At 51.2% G+C, this 19,435-nt stretch carries 12 protein-coding genes; 5 read left to right on the top strand and 7 right to left on the bottom strand.

Features of this window, described 5'->3' with window-relative positions; all coding sequences use genetic code 11:
- The first annotated feature begins 3 nt into the window (after nt 1-3).
- Nucleotides 4-1,515, top strand: coding sequence for a tryptophan halogenase family protein (locus ACJJIF_RS12575; protein ID WP_444928697.1), 1,512 nt, complete (start codon nt 4-6; stop codon nt 1,513-1,515).
- 89 nt (nt 1,516-1,604) lie between these two features.
- Here ACJJIF_RS12575 and ACJJIF_RS12570 read toward each other — a convergent pair whose 3' ends face one another.
- From ACJJIF_RS12570 to ACJJIF_RS12550, 5 genes are all read right to left on the bottom strand, one after another.
- Entirely contained in the window at nt 1,605-1,904 is a 300-nt protein-coding gene (locus ACJJIF_RS12570; protein WP_444928696.1) for a hypothetical protein, read from the bottom strand.
- A 41-nt stretch (nt 1,905-1,945) separates the two neighbouring features.
- Entirely contained in the window at nt 1,946-3,763 is a 1,818-nt protein-coding gene (locus ACJJIF_RS12565; protein WP_444928695.1) for a VCBS domain-containing protein, read from the bottom strand.
- Between the two features lie 205 nt (nt 3,764-3,968).
- Nucleotides 3,969-6,137 carry a tetratricopeptide repeat protein gene (locus tag ACJJIF_RS12560; RefSeq protein WP_444928694.1) on the bottom strand — a complete coding sequence of 723 codons (2,169 nt, stop codon included), beginning with the start codon at nt 6,135-6,137 and terminating at the stop codon, nt 3,969-3,971.
- Nucleotides 6,138-6,140: 3 nt separating this feature from the next.
- Entirely contained in the window at nt 6,141-8,138 is a 1,998-nt protein-coding gene (locus tag ACJJIF_RS12555) for a DUF3857 domain-containing transglutaminase family protein (RefSeq protein ID WP_444928693.1), read from the bottom strand.
- A 404-nt stretch (nt 8,139-8,542) separates the two neighbouring features.
- Nucleotides 8,543-9,391, bottom strand: coding sequence for a DUF3014 domain-containing protein (locus ACJJIF_RS12550; protein WP_444928692.1), 849 nt, complete (start codon nt 9,389-9,391; stop codon nt 8,543-8,545).
- Between the two features lie 269 nt (nt 9,392-9,660).
- On the opposite strand from ACJJIF_RS12550, the gene ACJJIF_RS12545 reads away from it, so the two are divergent.
- A complete protein-coding gene (locus ACJJIF_RS12545) occupies nt 9,661-11,307 on the top strand; it encodes an alpha-amylase family glycosyl hydrolase (protein WP_444928691.1) in 1,647 nt (548 codons plus the stop codon).
- A gap of 70 nt (nt 11,308-11,377) precedes the next feature.
- On the opposite strand, the gene ACJJIF_RS12540 is transcribed toward ACJJIF_RS12545, so the two are convergent.
- The gene (locus tag ACJJIF_RS12540; RefSeq protein WP_444928690.1) at nt 11,378-12,229 is read right to left on the bottom strand and encodes a universal stress protein; all 852 of its coding nucleotides are present in this window, start codon (nt 12,227-12,229) and stop codon (nt 11,378-11,380) included.
- A 469-nt stretch (nt 12,230-12,698) separates the two neighbouring features.
- Here ACJJIF_RS12540 and ACJJIF_RS12535 point away from each other — a divergent pair, with 469 nt between their 5' ends.
- Nucleotides 12,699-12,926, top strand: coding sequence for a hypothetical protein (locus ACJJIF_RS12535; protein ID WP_444928689.1), 228 nt, complete (start codon nt 12,699-12,701; stop codon nt 12,924-12,926).
- Nucleotides 12,927-13,095: 169 nt separating this feature from the next.
- Entirely contained in the window at nt 13,096-14,829 is a 1,734-nt protein-coding gene (locus ACJJIF_RS12530) for an ADP-ribosylglycohydrolase family protein (protein ID WP_444928688.1), read from the top strand.
- Nucleotides 14,830-15,051: 222 nt separating this feature from the next.
- Here ACJJIF_RS12530 and ACJJIF_RS12525 read toward each other — a convergent pair whose 3' ends face one another.
- Nucleotides 15,052-15,786, bottom strand: a complete 735-nt coding sequence (locus ACJJIF_RS12525; protein WP_444928687.1) for a class I SAM-dependent methyltransferase — start codon at nt 15,784-15,786, stop codon at nt 15,052-15,054.
- 930 nt (nt 15,787-16,716) lie between these two features.
- On the opposite strand from ACJJIF_RS12525, the gene ACJJIF_RS12520 reads away from it, so the two are divergent.
- Nucleotides 16,717-19,266, top strand: a complete 2,550-nt coding sequence (locus ACJJIF_RS12520; RefSeq protein WP_444928686.1) for an alpha amylase C-terminal domain-containing protein — start codon at nt 16,717-16,719, stop codon at nt 19,264-19,266.
- The last annotated feature ends 169 nt before the right edge of the window (nt 19,267-19,435 follow it).

The following is a 19,435-nucleotide window of genomic DNA, read 5'->3' as shown; positions in this document are numbered from 1 at the left end:
GACATGAGCAACCAACGCAAAAAAATAATTATTCTTGGTGGGGGTACCGCTGGTTGGATAACTGCCAATCTGATGGCGACCCACTGGCAGGACAAAGGGTTTGAGATCACCCTGGTGGAATCGCCGGATATTGGCATTATCGGTGTCGGGGAGGGTTCAACTCCACCACTAAAAGGCTTTATGGAGACTATTGGGGTTAGCGAAGCGGAGTGGATGCCCGCCTGCAACGCTACCTATAAGGTCGGGATTACTTTTAAGGATTGGTCGGTCAAGCCGGGCTATAGCGAGTATGTTCACCCCTTTGTGGGGCAGCCGGATCAGTTCACCATCCCGGCATTTTTTCACAATAGTTTTCTGCGGCGAAAAGGTGTGGACCTGGAGGGACACCCGGACCACTTCTTTCTGGCAACTGAGATGATCCGGCAAAAATTATCTCCCGTCGCGCCGGAAAACTTCCCTTTTGAAATTGCCTATGGCTACCATTTTGATTCTGGTTTATTGGGCCAGTTTTTACGCCGGGTTGCGGAAAGAAAAGGGGTTCGCTATAAGGTGGCGACGGTTGCCGGTGCGATGCTCGATACCCAGGGCAATATCGATCACCTGAAAACCACCGATGGTGAAGTGCTTAAAGCGGATCTCTATGTCGATAGTTCCGGTTTTCGCGGAAGTCTTATTCAGCAGTCTTTGCAAGTGCCTTTTATCAGTAGTGCAGAGAGCTTATTTAATGATTCGGCGGTCGTATTTGCTACGGATCAGGAACAGGACTATGCGCCGCATACAATTTCCACTGCGATGAAATACGGTTGGGCCTGGAAAATTCCTCTGACCAATCGCAATGGCAACGGCTATGTCTACAGTTCTCGCTTTGTCGACGATGACAAGGCGGAAACAGAATTCCGCGCCCACTTGGGCCTACTGGATAGCGACGTTGAGGCGCGCCGGTTGCGTTTTAAGGTGGGGCGGGTTGCCCAGCACTGGGCGAAGAACTGCCTGGCGGTGGGGCTCTCTCAGGGCTTTATTGAGCCTTTGGAGGCGACGGCTCTGGATATGGTACAGGAAACCGTGGTGCGCTTTATTGAAGCCTATAACAATGGCGGTCATACAGATAAGTTCAGGGATGAGTTTAATAACCGCATCAGTGCCCGCTTTGATGCGGTACGGGATTATATTGTCTGCCACTATCGCATCAATTCACGGACGGATACGGATTACTGGCTTGCCAACGGGAGTAATGAAAAAATATCCCCATCGTTGCGTTCAATTTTGATGGCTTGGATGGCGGGGAAGAATATTACCGATGAGCTGCTGGAGCAAAAGCTGGATGTTTATTTCCCGAATGTGTCATGGAATTGCCTGTTAACCGGCAAGGGGATCTATCCCGAACAGAATCAATTGCGATCGGGTAATGAACTTGCGCACAAGTATAAAATAGAGGAAATCAGGGAGTTTAACCGCCGCTGTGCTCTAAACTTTATGCCGCATCTGCAGCAGTTGAATCAGTTGAGAGTGGGGTAGGGGCGATAGTGGAATAGTACTGCGGCTCGGCGAGCACTATTCCACTTTAATCGGCTTAATTGGGCCGCTTGCTTGATTGAATGCAGGGTTTATTTGCTATCTTGTAGCTCAATTTTTTCAGATTCTGTAATGCGCAGTGTGCGTTTTTCTCCGCGCTCACCGCGAATTCTCACTCTATCGCCAGACTTCATACCTTTGCGCTTGGCCTCATCGAGATCGATAAAGTAGTAGTTTCCGCTCTGTTCATCTTTCAATGAAAATTTGTGCTTGGATTCTCCGGTCTCAAAGTTTTCTGAGATAACTTCTTCCAGGGTGCCGGTGACGGTTTCTTCCGCCTGCACAAATAGTGAGAATGTAAAGGTCAATGCCAATAAAAGTAGTCTTTTCATCGTGCTTATCCTGTTCTTTATGGCTCTACAATGATAGGGGCTTAGTCGCTGTAACTGACTATCAGGGTGGCTGACTGGCTATCGGAACTCCTGGATTGAAACTCGATAGTCAGGCCGATATCGGCGTCGGTAAAGCTATCCCCGGGTGCTTCGAGCTCTGCTACGTGATTAAAAAGGTTATCATCCAGGTAATGAATGCTAACTGAATTCTCCATATGCGCAGAGGGGTTCAAGATGTCATGCCCTATATGATAGTTAACATAGTAATAATCTTCCCCGTTACTGCTGCCTTCACTTGCAACTTTTAGCTGTTGTGGCAGGTTGCCGCTGAGCTCGCCGGCCGTTAGCTCGATAGCTTCAATCTCCACTTGTTCGGTGCTGCCGGCGGTCTGAGTAATGGTTTTGCTGTACTCGGGAAACCAATCATACCAGCCCATATACTCCCGGTGGCCGCTACCAAATAGTCGTGAACCCCAGGCGTTGCCCATAAATGCCCCGCTTGTTCCGTACTCACTTTCACCTCTATCGTTGGTGTCACCATCATTGTTGTCATCGTTACCGGCGTGATTGAGTCCAATATTGTGGCCGAGTTCATGGCCCATAATCACCGGGTCTGTATAGGCGGTAATAAGGCTCCATTTTCCATTGAGAGCTGCGACACCAGCACCGACAAGTCCGGCGCTATTGGCTTCTGTAGGAAAAATATAAACGCGATGGCGCCAGTCACTCAGGTCAAGGGGGCTGTTGTTGTCATCGACCAAATTGGCTTCAATCCACTCGCTTGCATTGTCTCGCCAGGTGAAGCCCCCGTCAGTATATTCACCCCCTTGGCTGGAGCGGGCGCTGGCATTTTCAATGCTGAGTGTTCCCCCATCCTGACTATCGGGGATATCATAACTGATACAGTCAATAGAGCTGTCTTCATTGCCGGCTTCCCCATAGCAATAGTGCTCCAGGGTATTATCATTAATGCGGTGGCGAAGAAACTTTAGCTGTCCCAATGAATTTTTCAGATAGGTGTTATCGAGAGAATCTTCATTGTTAAATACCATATTCGCAATATCGGAGATATCCGTTGTATCTGTCGGTACTGCGTCAGAGAAGTTCATAAAAATAAATACGATACTGCTCTCTGTAGGTTCAATGGTAACGATATCAAAGATAATTGACTGGCTGGAGCCGTCGCTAAGTTGGAATGTGAGGGTGTCTTCTGCAGAATCTCCGCTATTTAAACTCTCTGCGCTGTCATTGAGGCTGTATTCCCAGTCACCATTGCTCGATAGTGTAAAGTCGCCGTAGGAGCCATTAATAGTTTCTGCAACAAATACAGGCGTGTTGCCATCGACATCGTCTAGGAGAAGTGTACCAGAGGCAAACTCCTTACCCTCTACCACCAAGGTGGCCAGAGGATTGGCGGGGCTAAACGTATAGGTGTCGTCGAAGCCTGTGATGGAGATAGAAACCGTTGTTGAATCACTGGAGCCAACACCGATAGTGAAAGTATCGGTGACTACTTCTGAGCCCTGGATTGGATCGGCCAGTTCACTGTCGAGTGTATAAGTCCAGCTGCCATCGGTGGAGCTTTGCAGTTCCCCGTAGCCCCCCTGGAAGTTGCCAGCTTCAAAGGTTTGGTTACTATTGGCGCTGTCGCTCAGCTGCCCGGTCGTGGTGGTGTCGTTATTTTCACTGACACTGCCACTATTGCCGCTTATCGTTGAGGTGTCATCAGAGCCGGAATTATCATCGCTGCTCACCGGGGTATCGTCAGTATCACTATCATCAGAGCTTCCACCGCCACCACAGGCAGTGAGAAGAATAGATAGGCCGATCGCCATGAGTAACTTCAGTGAATAGGTCATATTACCTCGTAGATCCGTTGTACCGCATATGATTGGCGCGGAGTATAAAGAGCTGTGAGCCTTATTCTGTGATGGCTGGCGTGCTTTTTAAGCAGGATCTATCAGTGGACTACCGATCTCAAACTGTCGAGATCGGTACTGCGGTAAAAATCGGAGAGTGAAGGTGGTCAACTATTGGGGTAAATAGTTGACCACCTGAGCGTTATTACTCTGAGGAGAGTTCACTTAGGAGCTGTTTTAGATCTGTGATATTGCAGTCTCTTGTATCAGTGCAGGTTTCCAGCATTTGTTTTAGCTGTCGGTTATCGCTTTGCTCGGTGGCCAGTTTTAAATAGTGAAGTACTTGGTCAAGGTTTTGATCGAGCGATTCTCCTCGACTGTAGGCTTCAGCAATTCTCAGAGAGGCTATACCATGGCCTCTCTTGGAAGCCTCTTCGTAGAGTGACAGCGCTCGATCGGGTTCTGCCGCTACACCGAGTCCCTGTTCATACATCCGCGCCTGATTAAAAAAACCATACTTGGAATTGTGGAGAGCGGCCTGTTCGAACCAATACAGTGCCTTGGAGTAGTCATTAGGCGTATTGTCAGAGTCCAGATAGATAAGCCCCAGCTTATTCATCGCTGTGGCTAAACCACTGTCTGCGGCCAGGGTGTAATAATAGATTGCCTGCTCCAGGTCCTGCTCTACCCCGCGCCCCCTCTCATAGAGTCCCGCCAGCCTGGCATTGGCGTTGGCCGAACCCTCTGCCCCCGCCAGCTGATAGAGCTCAGCGGCATGAGCTGGACTTTGCTCTACTCCATAACCGTGCTCAGCGGAGTAGCCCATATTGGTAATACACTCTAGGTTGCCGGCCCTGCCACACAGCAGATACCACGCATAGGCAATATCGGCGCTGGCGTCTGCAATTACTCCCTTGGAGTTGAGTATTCCCATTTTTAATTGTGCGGGCAGATGGTTGCGATATGCGGAAGCTTTGTAGTCTCTAATAGACTGATCAATATTTTGGGGCAGTCCATGTACGCCGTACTGTGCGATGCGGGCCTTCTCGTAGAGGGCGGCGGGATGTCCTGCTATGGCGGCCTCGTTGAGTAGCGCCATGCCTTTGGCAATTTCGTTTTTCCCCTCCAATAAATAGCTGGCGTAAAAGAATTGAGCCGGTGAGAAGCCGCTGTCGGAGGCTTGCTGGATAAGTTGCTCAAATTGAGGGTAGTTATCCTGTTCAAGCTCAGCGATGGCTTGAGTAAAGATTGCCATCGGGTAATTCTTATTGATACTGGCCTGCAAGAACTGTGCAGCAAGAGTTTCGTTAACCGCTGTAAACTCTTCCGAGGTAAAGAGGGAGTAGAGTTCGTACTCCGCCTGCCCCTCTTTCAGATGCCTTTCGGCACTGGCTAGCAGTGTTGCCGCTAAAGTGTGTTCAGCTTCGACCCCCAGCCCCATATAGGCCATATAAGCCAGGTAAACTTTTGCCTCTTGGAGCCCCAGTTCTGCCGCAGCAACAAATAACTGGGCGCACTCATTGAGGGCAAATTTATCCGCTTTCCCACTGAGACACAGTCGCCCCAAGCTGATATTGGCAGAAACGGACCCCATCACAATGGCATCCAGATAGGCCTGTTCAGCTTGTGGGTACTGCCCCTCGGCGTGCAATACAATACCCTCGGCGTGCCGGGCGGTATAATCCGTCGGGGCCAGTACTTGGATAACATCGCTATACAGTTGATCCGAAGTGCCGGCAAATGGATAGCGAATCGCGAGCAGCCGGTGCAGGAAGCGGGCATTATCGAAGTAAATCTTGGAGACCTGATTGCCGCCCACTTCCTTTACGTTATATACGCGGTAGATAGCATTGCGGCTATTGGCAAACTCTAGATAGCTATCGATAATTTCATAGCCAGATATGGTGAGCAGATCTTCGGCATCTGCCCAGCTCGCCACTTCGAAGGCGCTATAGCTCTGCTCACCACTGCGCCCGGAAAGAATGCCGGTGGCAATAAATTCAAACAGGTTTTTATGATAGTTGGCAGCCTCTAACTGCCCCACTGATTCATAGCACTCTGCGGCGGTGAGGTGGGGCATTAGAGAGAGGATGTGCTGGTTGGCTACAGCCTTCCAATCCACGGCTTCACAGGGTTTTTGTCCAGCTTCAATCGCGGCCACTTCAGTCAGGTAGCGCTCCCTGGCATCGATATTATTAACGGGTTGCTGCGATTCCAGATAGGCCGTCCAGAAATCTTCGTAAGTGACCGTGTCTGGGGCGCTGGCTACCTGCTCGGTTAACCGTCTTATCTGGTCGTCACCCGGTTCGAGAGCGGTCTGGCTTGCACAGGAAGCCAGTAGGCAAAGCGCGGGGGCAAAAAGAAATTTTTTCATGGTCTACTTCCTGATCAGAGATTTAACCAGGTTTTTCATCGCCTTGCTGGTTTCCTGGGCATTGGCGTTATCGCCTTTAGCCCAGAATTGATATTGCAGCGCCCTATCCAGTTTATCGAGCTGCTCCATATACTCGGCAATATCCGTATTGCGCACGTGGTCCGCCTTGGATTTAAAGGCGTAATTGACCGAGATATTATTGCCGGTATGAGCGGAGGTTCTGGAAAAGGTAAACCAGGGATTGTCTATTTTCAGGTCCTCGGATTCGTCTCGCCACAGTACTTCGCCGCTGATCTCGGCTATCGTTTTGTGATGGATATCCACAGGGTGCGTCAATGCCAGTGGACTCTGGCGAATGCGTTTTTGTGGGCTGGTGATATAAGACGCGATACTGGAACCATACAGGGAAAAAATTTTGCGGGCGGAATTCAGCTCGGCAAAGTCACTGATTTCATACAGTTCCGAGACCTGAAGTTTATTTTCATCGCGGTTATCCCGGTGGTGGATATTGGATGTGATTTCAATACCGGGGTAGTAAGTTGCCATAAAGTTTGCGTAATTGCTCTTTATGTACTCGGAGTCCGCAGACTGGAAAAAGTGACGCATCTGCTCCGCTTTTAGAGCGCTGTAGGTGGATTCCACTGTTAACCCGGCAGTATTTGCCCCCGCATTAATTGCAAAGGTCTCAGTGATGTCCAGTTGCAGGGTGCCGTTGGCGGGGTAAATTGTGGTCACCTCTTTGAGCGCTTGTGTACCGGCACGAACGGGGAGTGCCAGCTCGTAGTCAAAAAAGCCCTTACTCTTAATATCGGAGCCCTGACCGGACGCGGTACCATCAATCCAATAATCCTGCCCATTGAGTTCAATGACACTGATGACATGGTCAAATGAACTGGGGGAGGGAATGTCGTTGGCAATATCGCGTCCACGCCCCGATGACACCAGGGCGGGATAGGCTTTGACGCCCAAATGAGACAGCATGGCGGTGATTAATATGGCTTTATCTTTACAGTCGCCGTAGCGCTTATCCAGAGTTTCCTTTGGCGTGCGCGGTTGGTGTGAGTTGATGCCGAACTCGATACCAAAGTAGCGGATATCTTCCTGCACATAGGCAACTGCCTTGCTGACAGCGCTTTCAAGTCCCTCTTCTGCTCGCCATTGATCCAACTGCCGGGTGAGCTCCTGTGGCAGGGAGAGATCAATATCGTAGAGTGTCATGGCCCAGTCATTTACTTCCGCCCAGCTGCTATAGCCCGAGTATTGGATATAGTTGAATGGATCGTGCCAGTGAGGGTATTCCCCCTCTTGAAGTACCGGTGACACCTGTTGCAGATCCAGTGTGTACTGGAAAATATTGTCCTTGCGAGCCACCTTAATCGGCACCGTTTCTGTATTGAAGCGGTAATTCAGTTTGTTATCACTGGTGATTTTTACAAAGCGTCTGTCGATAGTATCCGGCCATGACAGATAGAAGGTGCCAAAATCCCCGCGTTCAAAGATGGGGTTATTACCCTCTAAGGTATAGGCATAGGAGATTTTGTCACCGGGGCGGATATCCTCAAGAATATACAGCGCATTCCACATCTCGGAATAGAGTTTATTGGACAGCTCCTGCTCAGACTGGAAGAGTTTGAAGTCCTCTTTTTCCAGGCGGTCGATTACTCGATTGTCGCGGGTAACGGTAATTTCGTGAATCACCAGCTGCTGGAACGCGGGGTAAAAACTGATGTTGAGTTCCGATACCTGGTTGACCCCCTGCTGATTGAGGGGCTCCATGACCAACTGAAAATAATACTGATGCTGTTCATTGGTATGGGAGATTTGGGAGTTGCTCAGGTGATACCTAACACTGCCTTCGGGCGCAGTCATATTGTTCGAGAGGCCGACGGCATCCACCCAGGCCGGTGTGGGGGCTATGCTGATTTCGGGCGTAGCCCGGGCCAGCGATACGACAAATAAGAGCGTGATAGCCAGAATTTGGCCTAGGGAACGATATTTCAAAGTGAGCCTCAATGGTTATCTGCAGCCTATACCGGTGGTAACAGAAGAGGTCTGAGGTTGCTGGGTACTGGGGAGCGCAAACAGAAGGAACGCGCGAGGCTCCCTATCATTGATTCGCTCCTGTGAACCCTGCATCTCTACCCTGTCGGGCAGTGCCAATTGCCTTAAGGCGGCACTCCGTTACCGCTTGGTGTTGGGATCGTTTAGTGAACTGCCAGTAATATACCCCAATGGCTACAGGCTGAGTATCGAATGGCGCTGACGGCGGGCTTTTGGGGAGCGTTTTTTGACGGCCTAAAGGGAGGCAAGGCCGGGAGAATTGCGCCCAGCCGAAAGAGTGTGCAAAAAATAATCATCTCGGGGCCCGGTCATCCAGCGCGAGAGCCGGATGACCGCAGGCCTGCCTATTGGGTTTGCTCCTGTACCGGCATCTCTGTGAGTTTTGTCTTCACTTCTTGCAGTTTTTCCTTAACCCGGGCCGCATTGTCAGGTCCCATACGGATCATCAGCTTTTGGATTCCGGGCAGTTTTTCCAGTGTCGGATCGGCAAACTTGTAGTAGACCGAAGGGCGTATCAGCTGAATGGGGCCTTCAATCTCTGGTGCGGCCAGTACATTGTCAATGGCTTCAATAACGACCTGGTGGAATGACTTGTTGCGAATTCCCAGCTCGCCGTAGGCCTGAGCCAGGCGGGGATACCAGTATTGATACAGGGTGATGATGGCATCGGTGTCGGCCAGTGCAAACAGTCGCACCGGTTGGTCATAGCGGCGGTAGTTGTCCGCAGATAGCTGGTAGCCCTCAGTAGATGAACCGGTAACGGTGACGGGGCCGCGAATGTTCTTCAGTGGGCGATGTTTGTGGATCAGCTCACCCCGGGATGCGGCATTGGCGGCGGCGACCCACTTGCGTATTACCTCATCGGTTACCAGCCAACGGGATAGGGCACCTGCGGGGGCCAGGGTCATCAGCTCGTCGTATACGGCCTTGTCACTCTCATTGAGAGGGGGCGGCGGCGCCCTAGCGGGCTCCTCTTCAATTATCGGCTCCTGGGGCGGTTGGGCCGGTTCCGGGCTTTCCGGTTGGGCCAGGGTTTCTGGCTCGGGGGTGGTTTGTGGCTCTTCAACAATACTGATGGCCGGGGCTTCATTTTTCTTTTCGGCGCCGGTCCAGAGCCAATAGGCTGCCGCAGCGACCATAACCACCACAATAATGCCGATGACCCACCCTTGCTTAGATTGTTGTTCCGACATTCCCTGCCTCCTTTGACTGCTATCAGAATGTGACCCTTTGACCACGACAACGCGCTGCGGTTTCTCGCGGCCTGCTGGTTTTACATTACTCTGCAAAAGCGCCGCTCGCAAAATAGTTTTACTATGGAAAATTGCACAACCGGACTGCCGCCCTGACAGCCTGCGCAGTATCTACGCCCCCGGGCGGGAGGATGTTTGAATTGCTGAGGCCACTAGAGTGCTATAGGGAGTCTCTGAATAATTCTGAGCGGCGAATAAAAGAGAGAACGATGGGAAAATTCACCAGCTTATTGATTGGCCTGATGCTAGGCGCGGTACAAACTGCCGCAGCTGCCGAACCGGTAGATCCTTTTTGGCGCAATGCGACGGTTTACTTTATGTTGCCGGACCGCTTTTATAATGGCGATAGTAGCAATGACTTCCCCTATGGTCGCAAAGATGACGCTGCACACCTGCGCGGCTTTGAGGGTGGGGATCTGCGCGGTGTTATCGAAAAAATTGAAGCCGGTTATTTTAATGATCTCGGGGTGGATGCTATCTGGATGGCCCCGGTGATTGAAAATATCCATGGCTACAATGAATCCGACAAGCGTACCTATGCCTTCCACGGCTACTGGCCGAAGGACTGGACTGCCGTCGATGCCAACTTCGGCACCGAGGCGGAGTTGGCGGAATTGATTGAGGTCGCCCACCGCCAGGGTATCCGCGTTTTGCTCGATGTTATCCTCAATCACACGGGCCCCGTCACTGAGAAGGACGCCAGGTGGCCCTCGGCCTGGCTGCGCAATAGCCAGCCGTGTGATTGGTCCGATTATGCCGGCAATGTTGAATGTGCCATTCATGCGAACCTGACCGATATCCTTACGGAGAGCGAAAAAGACGTCGAGCTGCCGGCGCAACTGTTGGCAAAGTGGAAGAGTGAGGGGCGTCTGGAGCGGGAGCAGCGCGAGTTGGATGCTTTTTTTGAGCGCACCGGTTACCCGCGCGCGCCCAAATACTACCTGATCAAATGGCTCACCGATTGGGTGCGTGAATACGGTGTCGATGGTTTTCGTGTGGATACGGTTAAGCACGTAGAGCCACAGGCCTGGGCCCTGTTGAAGCGGGAGGCGGATCTGGCCCTGGCGGAGTGGAAAGCGGACAACCCGAACAAGAAGTTGGACGATCGCGATTTCTTTATGGTGGGGGAGGTTTACCATTTCGGTGTCAATAACTTTGGCCCCACAGTTGGCCGCTCCTACGATTACAGCGATCGAAAGGTCGACTTCTACCAGTATGGTTTCGACAGCCTGATTAACTTCGGCTTTGCCCAGGTTGCAGACCAGCCGGCGGAAGCTATTTTCTCCAGCTACTCCTCAGCCTTGAATAGCGGCGATTTAAAAGGGCTCGGTGTCCTGAATTACTTGGGCTCTCACGATGACCACCACTCATTTGACCGCGAGCGCCAGCACAGCGTGAGCGCCGCCAGCAAACTGATGTTGGCTCCCGGTGCCGTGCAGATATATTACGGTGATGAGCTGGCGCGCCCGATGATTGATGAGCGCGCTTACGGCGATGCCTCAATGCGCACCAATATGAACTGGGATGACTTGGCGCAGACGGAAACCCGCGCACTGCTGGCCCACTGGCAGAAGCTCGGACAGTTCCGCCGTGCGCACCCGGCTGTCGGTGCCGGCGTTCACCGGAAGCTGGCGGATAAACCCTACACATTCTCCCGCACCCTCGCCGGTGAGCAAGCGGTCGTGGTGGCGATGGATCTCCCAGCAGGAGAAAAGAGTGTCGCGGTGGCCGGTGTCTTTGCCGATGGCGTTGAGCTGACCGATTACTATTCGGGCAAGCGCGCCAGAGTGGAAGCTGGGCGAGTTACCTTTGTAACCGAGGGGGCCCTGCTACTCCTATCGGCGAAACCGCAGTAGAGCCTGAAAAAATAAAGCCCCGGCAGGGAATCACGGCCGGGGCTGTTAGCATTTCGATAGATCCGATGGTTCAGTCGCCGTCGATAGCGGTCGTGGTGAACTGGTTACACACCATCACGTCAACGTCTAACTGGCCGATAACGCGCTCGGCAGTATTGCCCCGCAGGAATGAACCGGTTTCCCCGTATTGGTTCATAGTTCCCATCACCACCAGGTCCGCATCGATCTCTCGGGCCACTTCCTCGACAACATCACTGGTGTAGCCGCGCTTCACATGAATGCGATGGGTAGGCACGCCGGTTTTATCGGCGAGTTTGGCCAGGGCGCCGCGATCCGGGTAGAGCATAGAGTCGAGGAAGGCGTTAACCAGGTGGAGTTCTGCTCCGTAGTGGCCGGCGATATAGGTTGCGCGCTCGCTGATCTGGCGATTGAGCTGGCGCTGTTCCAGGGTTTTTGCCTGGTAGTTAACGGTCGCCAATACCACTTTGCGTTCGTCTTTGGCGCCGGGGCGAATCAATACCACCGGGCAGCGCGCTGTTTTTAAAACTTGCCACTTGGATTCGGCGAAGGTGAAGCGGCGGCTGCTCTTTGCGTGCACCGGCAGGTAGATCATTTCGGCATTACAGCGCTTGGATTCCTGCACAATGGCTGCCTGCCAGTCGCTGGACCAGCACACGGTGATCTCACAGGACAGGCCGGCCTCTGAGATGGGTTCGCGAATTTGCTCGCGGAACCAGGACTCATCGCGAAACAGGTGGTCGTTTACTGCGCGGGTGTCTACGGCCTCTCCATCAACTGCGACAAATACAGCGAGTCGCGGCTGAGGATTGCGTCCACGTGAAGTGGTCAGGGCCCGCTCCAGAGCTACATGCCTTTCATCGTTAGGGTCCACTACAACGAATACGGTGCTTTGCTGCTCCATTTTTTCTCCTCAACTAAGCGTGTTACTGGCCAGTGCGATCTGCATTTGACCAAGAGGTCTAATTTACCACGATGGGGGTGCCAGCCCGAGTCCCCGACTGTCCCATTTGTCGAATTTGGCGCCTATCTCATCGAATTATTTTGCTGCGCATAATGGCGCAGCTGGGCTGGAGCATATTGAGGTAGATCAACTTTGTTGCCGGATAAATCCTAATCACAGCCAGCCGGAAGTATCGCTCTGATCGGGGCTGGGGTTTCAACAACTGGGCCGCTTACTGACCGAGACTGGCGAAGGGAGTCAAGGGGGCTGAAGTAGCATCTACAGGTGAAATTTGGTGCATCTAGCGCGGTGGGCCTGTTCGGTAACCCGGGTAGCGTCGCCGGGCAAGAAAACTATCTCATAGCGTGCAGACATATACATCAAGGAGTAATATGAGGCTAAGGAAGCGTAATATAAAAAGAGAAGGAAAATGAATTTAACACTCAGTGATCTTTTTATTCTTATTCCACTTCTTGAGCAGGCATTGGATACGCTGCATAAAGAAATCGACAGTGAGGATGAAAAAATTTCTGTTGCTGCCGCAGAGCTATCGGTTATTTATGCCAATACGGCTGCAAATCTGGAAGACCTCTACCGATCGCTATACCGGGAGGGATGTAACTATCCCAACTATGAGATGCTTATCTCTCGTGGGTGATTTATTCTAAGAGGCGTATTCTGCAAAGACCCGCTTAAAATGGGGAATAGATGTAACTTAATCATTTATCGGGAAGTCGTTCGAGTAGTTTCTGTTTGAGCCGGTTTTATTGACGGCTCAACAATCAATCTAAGAAAATGTTTATATAAGTTTTACAGGGAGTTTTCTGGTGGATCAATATCTGAGCTATAAATCAGGAAGATTAAAATTAAAATCACTTTATGAATACGCCAGTCAATACAGTGGTGAATACCCAGCTAATGGCAGCGACCCGATTGCGAAGGAATACACAGATAAAGTGCGCGAGCTATTGGCACAGGTGCCCGATTGTAGCGGGGTCTATCTGTGGGGTTGTTACGATGAAAAAGGTCGTTGGAGTACGATTTATATTGGCAAAACGGACTCAACAAAAAAGGCCGGCTTGCAGACTCGCCTCCGGGAGGAGCTCTGTACAGAAAATATTTTTATTTGGCGGCCGGGTTTTAGCAATGATCAAGAACTGCTGGATTATGCTTTGCAGCACTATGCCAACCCAGGTCCCAAGTCCGCCGCTCACTATAAACGGGCTCTGAAGAAAAGCGGTACTACGCATATTTACTGGGCAGAAACGGCTCAAGGTCAAAGCGCAGAGGAAGTCGAAAGTTGGTTAGTTGAACTGATGAATCCCAGTGCTAATCAGCGCAAACTATTGCCAAACGCCCTTTATCGGCAGGGCGCGCTTAGTGTATTGGAAGCTTTTAGTCAGCATATCAGTGAACAGCGCCCCGCTATCGGTCCCAGCTCAGAATACAGCGATACGCCATTAACGCTTACACCACATCAGCGTTTTCAAGGCTGCCTGCTTGCTGGTGCAGTGGGAGATGCCCTGGGGGCCCCGGTGGAGTTTATTCGCTCGGAGGATATTAGGCGGAAATTTGGTCCCCAGGGGATTCGCGATTTCTCCCCGGTCTATGGGCGCTTGGGCGCGATTACTGATGATACCCAGATGACGCTATTTACAGCAGAGGGGCTGTTGCGGGCTTATGTCCGTGGTGTCAGTAGGGGGATATGCAATGTGGAAAGTACAGTGGCTAGAGCCTATCTGCGCTGGCTGCATACCCAGTCAGGGGCTCTCAGTAATCGCAGTGATATCGTAAATAGAAGCTGGTTACTGGAGCTGCCACAATTGCACTACCGCCGGGCTCCGGGTATGACCTGTCTACAGGCCCTCAATGCCTATGCCGACGGGGCTGGAATTCGCGCCGACAATGACAGCAAAGGCTGCGGAGGAGTGATGCGAGTTGCGCCGGTAGCCTTGTACCAGTGGCGTGCTAATGGTGTATACAATATTGAGATCGCATTCAAGCAGGCGTCTGATTTTGCCGCGATTACCCACGGCCACGCCACAGGTCAGCTCACCGCAGGCGTATTAGCGGTTGTTATTTTAATACTATTAGATGGGCAGTCGTTAAATAAAGCTATAGCTACCGCTAAAACGGAGCTGTGCAAATATCCAAACCATATGGAAACCCTTACAGCCATCGAGTGGGCTGAACAGCTCGCCGCTGGAAATACGCCTCCAGGTCAGGCGATTAAACAGATGGGAGAGGGATGGGTGGCTGAGGAGGCGCTCGCTATTTCCCTGTACTGCGCCCTTAAAGCTCCGAACCTTAAAGAAGCCTTGCTGATGGCGGTTAACCATGATGGAGACTCAGACTCTACCGGGGCTATTACCGGTAATCTCCTCGGTGCGCAGCTGGGGGTGGATGCCATTCCCGCAGATTGGCTGGCTCAGCTTGAGTTATCGACTGAGATAGCGGAAATAGCTCAAGACCTGCTGGAGTTCCGCAACTGGCCTGTGGGTGAGTTCGGTGAGCGGTGTGATTATGCTGATTCAATAATAGAGAAATATCCCGGTTATTAATTTCTCTCTCAGAGAAGTATTTATGTATCGTTCGATAGACTTGTAATACAAGTATCGACTAGTTCCCCTATCGGGACTTAAAGGCCATAGCTGCTGTGTTGCAGCTGTGGCCTTCAAACTCCGCAGAGGTATGGCGGAGTTGTTTGGAGGCGTTCTTAAGCCTTGAATAAGAGACGTGGCGTGAGCCAAAAATGTGGCCAGCCGTTTAAAACGTTAAATGCATTAGCTTTTCGTGCCATAGTAGCGATAGCTTTTAAATCCCTTGCCGCTTGAGTCAAATCGTTCCACTTCATTAATCGATATGCCACACTCGCCCAGTGTTTTTAATATCCACTGCTTAGGGAGTATATGGACTTCCATTACACCGTGTTTCCCATACTTGACTCTTCTGAGAATATTTAAAATACGATTTCCGAGTAGGAAGTGAGCCCAGCCAGAAATGGCAGAAAGATCATGCTGCGACGGAGTCTGGAAAACTATAATTCCACTGGGGCGTAGCACTCGGCAAAACTCCTCAATAAACCGCTTCTGCTGTTTGCTGGGGATATGCTGTAACACAATATTGCTATAAATAAAGTCAATAGATCCATCGGGGATTATGGATAGGTCGTTTGCGGTATTGTGTATAAAGTCAATATTGGGATGCTCTCGGTGTTGAGTGCGAGCTTCTGCAATCATAGAGCTAGAAATATCTACGCCAATGACTTTTTTAAAGTGCGTTGACAGCGCACGGCTAAGGCGGCCCACACCACAGCCAAAATCCAGAGCCGTGCCTAAGCGCGGTTGCATATGCTGCTGGCGAAGATTGGCTAAAACTCGGTGTATCTCCTGCTTTCCCGAGTTGAAAAAGATCTCCTTATCCCATTGCCTATTTTTTTTTGACGGGTCTGACAGTACAGCCCAATAGGGGTCGTGAGTGCCCAAGTTTTCCCATTGTTCTTGGTGTCGATTTTTCATATGACTACTTATTTCCATATTATCAGGCACTAATGCCTGTCGGGTGTTTATAGACACCCTTTTAATCCGTTCAGAGCTTCAATACAGGGGCGGTGCCGAGAATTGAGCCCCGAAGCCAAGCGTCGATAAGATTGCTGAGTGCCGTATCAAGGCATATTGGCAACCTGCTCTTTTATCGAGCTGGCTTAAAAAAGAAATTATGAAGTTTCCATTCTGGCGGTTATAAATTGTGTTTTCGAATTTGATAAATAGGACTTGCTAGTCCCCGCTATCCTGCACCTATTTCATCACTTCCTTTTCTGCTTGATTTTTGGCCTGTGAGGTCAAATGACTTTCGGTATTAAAACCGGTAGTAGCGGTATCCACTACGCCCCCCGGGGGGGGTGATGTGTTCTCCTGGCCCCCTTATTAGTCTATCACGAGCCAGGATTGCTGTAATTCCGGGCTTGTAGTAGCACATGGAGTGCATATTAATACTGTTTTTTGGTATTTGTTCACATATTGTCCCGATTGGAAATCTCTCCGGATAGCATGTGGATGTCTCAGGATGAGTGATCAGCAGGGCGGGGATAGCGCCCACCAGGCCTGATAGAGGGTAACTAAAGTGCCCGTATATCGGGGTTGAGCTGCAAAAATAATAAATGGTCACCCGCGATGATACGCCTATATCTTTCTTCGCCGCTTGCGGCGTTCTCCCCCCATCTTTTTGCTGAGCGGATGCCTATCGGTTGTAGCGCTTTAATCCGCTTCCGGGATCTGTGCAAGCAAGATACTTGTAGGGAGGGCTATGGCTGTGGAGAAAGGTGTAGTTACAAGTAGACCACCCCGGTGTAGGGAGATAATCGTTAATCATTGGCAGATAACTGCCTGTGGAGCTTTCCCTACGCGAAAAACATAACGACTACAGATGAGAGAAAAAGGAACGTGAAAATGAAAAAATCATTTCCGTTAAAGGGGCTTTTGGGAGGTGCGGGTATTGTACTCGGTGCCATGTCCAGTACCCATGCCAGCGCCGGTACCGCCTTTGTACACCTGTTTGAGTGGAGCTGGAATGATATTGCCAGTGAGTGTGAAGAATTCCTGGGCCCGAAAGGGTTTGATGCGGTACAGATTTCACCGCCCCAGGAACATATCAGCCACTCCACCTGGTGGGCGCGCTATCAGCCGGTCACTTACACTAACCTGACCAGCCGCAGCGGTACCGAGGAAGAGTTGCAGAGCATGATCAACCGCTGTAATGCGGCGGGTGTTAAGGTTTATGCAGACGCAGTAATTAACCACACGGCAGCCTGGAATGGCGGCGGCACGGGTTGGGGCGGTACCGAGTGGACTCTGCTGAATCACCCCGAGTTTTCCCCAGCGGATTATCACTCCGAGTGTACCGTCGATAACTACAGTGATGCCAATAATGTCTGGGACTGCCGCTTGGTAGGACTGCCAGACTTGGACACCGGTTCCAGCTATGTACAGCAGACCCTGGCCGATTATCTGAACAAGTTGCAGGGTATGGGCATTGCCGGTTTCCGTGTGGATGCGGTTAAGCATATGTCTCCCAGCGATATGTACGGCATTATGAGCAAAGCCGGAAATCCCTGGATCTTTTCTGAAGTTATTGGTGCGGATGGCGAAGCCAGTGAAATTCAGCCGTACAATTACACTTTCCTGGGCCGTGTGACTGAATTTAAGTACGGCACGGATGTGGCGAGTAACTTTAACGGTCAAATCAAAAACCTCGCCAGTATCGGCGAGAGCTGGGGGCTTCTGTCTTCCGGCGATGTGGTGAACTTTATCGATAACCACGATCGCGAGCGCGGCCACGGTGGTGGCGGTAACCTGACCTATCACGATGGCTACAAGTACAACTTGGCCAACGTGTTTATGCTGGCACACCCCTATGGTTACCCGAAGGTCATGTCAGGCTATGACTTTACCGATACCGATATTGGCCCTCCCAGCACGGGTCCAGAGAGCTGTGAGAACGATGAATGGGTCTGTCAGCACCGCTGGGGCAATATTGCCAATATGGTGGGTTTCCGCAACTACACCGATGGCACCAATATGGAAAATTGGTGGGATAACGGCGATAACCAGATTGCCTTTGGACGTGGTGACAAAGGCTACGTCGTTATTAATAACGAGGGTAACTCTCTCAGCCAAACGCTGTACACGGGTCTTCCGGAAGGGGATTACTGCAATGTTCTGGCGGGAGATGATGAGTGCAGCGGTGAGGTTATTTCCGTAGGCAGCAACGGCTATGCCACTTTCAATGTTGCGGCTTATTCCGCTGCGGCTATTCACGCTGGTCAGTTATCCGGCCCCTGTGACGATGCATGTTCGGGAGCGGGCTTTCCCAGCCTTTATTTCCGGGGTACGGCCAATAATTGGGGCGCGACCGCTTTTGAATTGGTGGCAGATAACACCTGGCAATTGGTGGTCAACTTTGATGGCCAGGCAGATCAGCGCTTTAAGCTGGATATCTACGCTGATTGGAGTGAAAACTACGGTGATGACGGTGCCGATGGCACACTGGATCAAACCGGAGCGGACATCTATACCTCGGTAACCGGCAGCTACCTTATCGAAGTGAATGATGAGACTCTGGCCTATACGATCACTGAGGTCTCCTCCCAGCAGGCGCCTTCAGCCGCTGTGACCCCAGTATCCAGCACCGTTGAGGTCAATGAGAGTGTTACTCTGGATGCCAGTAGCTCTACTGACAGTGACGGCAGTGTGGTTTCCTATAGCTGGAGTAGCGGTGGTAGCGCTGCCACGAAGACTTTAAGCTTCGCCAGTGCAGGTACTTACACTGAGATGGTGACGGTTACCGACAACGATGGCCTCACCGATAGTGCGACGGCAACCATTACTGTAACTGACCCCAATGCGGGTTACGCACAGAACTTTGCGGCATTAAACTTCCGTGGCACGCCCAATGGCTGGGGCACGCAGGCGATGACTCTGGTAGCGGATAACACCTGGCGTGCGACAGTAGTTTTCGATGGCAGCAGTGATCAACGCTTCAAGTTTGATGTCAACGGCGACTGGGTTGAGAACTACGGCGACAACAGTGCGGACGGCTCCCTGGATCAGGGCGGTGATGATATCTACACCAATGTATCAGGCACTTATATTGTTGAGGTCAACGATGAAACCCTGAGCTACAGCCTGACCTGTGCAGACTGCACTAGCTACACGTCTAACTTCTCCTCACTTTATTTCCGGGGTACCCCAAATAGTTGGGGCGCTGACGCTATGGAATTAGTGGCTGATAACACCTGGGAAATCCAGGTCGATTTTGATGGCCAATCCCAGCAGCGCTTCAAGTTCGATGTCAATGGAGATTGGAGTGAGAACTACGGTGATAGTGACTCCGATGGTGACTTGGATCAGGACGGATCTGATATCTACACTTCTGTAACTGGCAGTTACAAAGTGCAGGTAAACGATCAAACTATGACTTATAGCGTGATAGCACTATAAAACTGCAATCAGGCAGGCTGGATTTCCAGCCTGCCTGTGTCGCTTACCCTGCCCACTACTATCCTCTGTATCTCTCCCGCCAAACTATTTTCTAAACTTATCGCTATTAAAAAAATAGCCGTAGCACCCGTTTATAGCGCATTCGTCAAAGAGTGTATAGGGGATTGGC

The organism is Microbulbifer regidiadema (SeqCode), assembly GCF_052467605.1.
Note: the sequence above shows the minus strand (reverse complement) of the source record. Positions and strands in the feature narration are given on the sequence as shown.

What these genes read in the sequence shown, in the direction of transcription:
- ACJJIF_RS12575 (WP_444928697.1), top strand. Translation starts at nt 4, where the DNA reads ATGAGCAACCAACGCAAAAAAATAATTATTCTTGGTGGGGGTACCGCT.
- ACJJIF_RS12570 (WP_444928696.1), bottom strand. Translation starts at nt 1,904, where the DNA reads ATGAAAAGACTACTTTTATTGGCATTGACCTTTACATTCTCACTATTT.
- ACJJIF_RS12565 (WP_444928695.1), bottom strand. Translation starts at nt 3,763, where the DNA reads ATGACCTATTCACTGAAGTTACTCATGGCGATCGGCCTATCTATTCTT.
- ACJJIF_RS12560 (WP_444928694.1), bottom strand. Translation starts at nt 6,137, where the DNA reads ATGAAAAAATTTCTTTTTGCCCCCGCGCTTTGCCTACTGGCTTCCTGT.
- ACJJIF_RS12550 (WP_444928692.1), bottom strand. Translation starts at nt 9,391, where the DNA reads ATGTCGGAACAACAATCTAAGCAAGGGTGGGTCATCGGCATTATTGTG.
- ACJJIF_RS12545 (WP_444928691.1), top strand. Translation starts at nt 9,661, where the DNA reads ATGGGAAAATTCACCAGCTTATTGATTGGCCTGATGCTAGGCGCGGTA.
- ACJJIF_RS12540 (WP_444928690.1), bottom strand. Translation starts at nt 12,229, where the DNA reads ATGGAGCAGCAAAGCACCGTATTCGTTGTAGTGGACCCTAACGATGAA.
- ACJJIF_RS12535 (WP_444928689.1), top strand. Translation starts at nt 12,699, where the DNA reads ATGAATTTAACACTCAGTGATCTTTTTATTCTTATTCCACTTCTTGAG.
- ACJJIF_RS12525 (WP_444928687.1), bottom strand. Translation starts at nt 15,786, where the DNA reads ATGAAAAATCGACACCAAGAACAATGGGAAAACTTGGGCACTCACGAC.
- ACJJIF_RS12520 (WP_444928686.1), top strand. Translation starts at nt 16,717, where the DNA reads ATGAAAAAATCATTTCCGTTAAAGGGGCTTTTGGGAGGTGCGGGTATT.